The organism is Nostoc sp. UIC 10630 (assembly GCF_010747425.1).
Classification (GTDB): Bacteria; Cyanobacteriota; Cyanobacteriia; order Cyanobacteriales; family Nostocaceae; genus Nostoc.
Genome location: NZ_JAAGOG010000398.1, coordinates 1 through 2,399, shown reverse-complemented (window position 1 = coordinate 2,399; position 2,399 = coordinate 1). Strand labels below are relative to the sequence as shown.

General features: G+C 34.6%; 2 protein-coding genes. One reads left to right on the top strand and one right to left on the bottom strand.

Translation table 11 applies throughout. The features are described from left to right. Window positions 1-108: 108 nt before the first annotated feature. The gene (locus G1O98_RS37865) at window positions 109-807 is read right to left on the bottom strand and encodes a response regulator transcription factor (protein WP_163939549.1); all 699 of its coding nucleotides are present in this window, start codon (window positions 805-807) and stop codon (window positions 109-111) included. 106 nt (window positions 808-913) lie between these two features. On the opposite strand from G1O98_RS37865, the gene G1O98_RS37860 reads away from it, so the two are divergent. Next, window positions 914-2,308: an ATP-binding protein gene (locus G1O98_RS37860; protein WP_175587031.1), complete on the top strand. Its 1,395-nt coding sequence runs from the start codon at window positions 914-916 to the stop codon at window positions 2,306-2,308. Window positions 2,309-2,399 lie beyond the last annotated feature (91 nt).

Sequence of the window (2,399 nt, the reverse complement as noted above, 5' to 3'; positions counted from 1 at the left end):
CCATTGCCCTGCTTACCTTCCAGAGTTTTTTCTTTTAATCCTTTTATTCAGAATACTCGGAAAGTGACAGAAGAGGGATATGATAATTGTTATATTTTTGGAGAAAGATTATTTCTGCTTGAGACGATAGCCTAATCCATGAACTGTTTCAATAAAATTTTCTGGCGCACCTAAAGCTCTGAGCTTTTGTCGAAGACATCTAATATGAGAGCGAACAGTCTCCTCTACTGGAGAATCATCTACTGCCCAAACCTGCTCAATAATGCTAGAACGACTCAGTACACGTCTGCCATTAGCAACCAGCAATTCTAAAATGGCATACTCTTTTAGTGTTAATGTCAATGGATAAGAATCATAAGTAGCCTCATAAGTACTGAGATTTAGGTGTAACTTCTCCCAAGATAAATTCATTGTGCTTGCGGAGCTACCACGTCTGAGTAAGGCACGTACACGAGCCATTAACTCTTCTAAATCAAATGGTTTAGCAACATAATCATCTGCTCCTGCGTCTAAACCAGCAATTTTATCAGCTACAGTATCACGAGCTGTCAACATCAGCACTGGGGCGCTAGTGTTTTGATATACTGGATTAGTCGTGCTAGCAGTACGCAACCTTTGACAAAATCGGATGCCATCTAGCCTTGGTAAAGTTACATCCAATACCACCAAGTCGTACTTAAATAATTCTGCTGAATTCCAAGCTGCTTCTCCATCTTTAGCAACATCTACTACATACTGCCGTCTAATTAAAGCTTCTGTAAGTACCTCTGCCAGTTGAATATCATCTTCAACTACAAGAATTCGCATAATTTATTCCTTTGTTTAGCAGTAGGTAAGTATTAGTTTAAATTTATCACGTATGCTCAGATTATAATATTCAATCTTTTTCTTTTTTAGAGAATATCTTAACTTTATGATGTGGCAATTTATCAAATGGTTTCCCCAACGGAAATGGATAGCTGGAGGTTTTGCTTTAACTTTATTGCTTATGGGAATAGTTACTTTCGCTTCTTTTAAGAATACAATTGAAATCAAACAGGGTGCTAATAAGGTGCAGAATACTTATCAGACCCTCAATACTTTGACAAATTTTTCTGCGGCAATGACATCGGCAGAATCAGCACGACGAGGATACATATTTTTGGGAAGTGAACAAGATTTAAAGCGTTATCAAAATGAAAGAATAAATATACAATCTCAACTCAAGCTGTTAAAAGAACAAATACATCCTAGTTTGAGCCAGCAACAAAAATTTACACAGATGAACTCGTTGGTTAATGAAAGATTAGCTCTTTTGAAACAATCGATAGAACTTTATCAAAAAGATAAAACAGCATTAGAAGAACAAACTAATATTACTGCTCGTAGTGTTAAGCTTCGACAAGACATCTTACGTATAATAGCAAATATTGAAGCTGAAGAACAACGTTATTTACAAAGTTCTCTAGAAGAATCTGAGAACAGCATTCACTTGAGAATCTTAATGGAAATAGTAGGAACTATTTTAAGTTTCGCAGTAATTTTTAGCTTATGTATTATTCTTGTTCGGCAATGGATAAAACGCGAAAAAATTGAGTCTTTAGAATTTTCACTAGCGCAGCAAAAAGAATTAGGAGAATTAAAAATCCGCTTGTTTTCGATGATTTCTCATGAATTTCGTACACCTTTAAGCATCATTTTGCTATCATCTCAATTATTGCAAGAGATTCTTGAGAAATTGGTAGATGAGAAGCAGTTAAAAAATCTTTATCGGATTCAGTCTTCAGCCAAATTAATGAATCACCTGCTGACAGATATATTGACCTTAACAAGATCAGAAGCGGGGAAGTTGGATTACAAACCTCAATTAATTAATCTAGAAAATTTCTGCTTAAATTTGGTAGAAGATTTACAAATTTTTGGTACAACACCACATTTAATAGAGTTTAGAAATCATGGGCAGTGTTTTCGAGCTAATCTAGATGAAAAACTGCTGTATTCCATCCTCAGTAACTTACTTTTAAATGCTATTAAGTACTCATCTCCTAAAAGTAAGATATACTTGGTTTTAAACTCAAAAGCAGAGGCTGTATTTTTTCAAGTAATAGACCAAGGAATAGGTATTCCAACAACAGAACAAGAACAAATTTACGAGCCTTTTTATCGAGGTCAAAATGTGAATAATATTGTTGGTACGGGACTAGGTTTAGCGGTTGTTAAAAAGTGTGTAGAACGACACAAAGGAGAAATCTATTTAGAAAGTCAAGTAGGAGTTGGAACTACATTTACTATTAAAATTTCTCATAAAAATATCGTAACATCTGCCTAAATAATTAAAGCTATTAAGTAAGTCGGCATAAAAAAACGAAACTATGTGAAGATAAGTAAATACGTAGGATATATCTACTAAGGTCACTTGT

Bases quoted from the DNA above. Each gene is read 5' to 3' on its own strand.
- G1O98_RS37865 (WP_163939549.1), bottom strand. From the start codon at position 807: ATGCGAATTCTTGTAGTTGAAGATGATATTCAACTGGCAGAGGTACTT.
- G1O98_RS37860 (WP_175587031.1), top strand. From the start codon at position 914: ATGATGTGGCAATTTATCAAATGGTTTCCCCAACGGAAATGGATAGCT.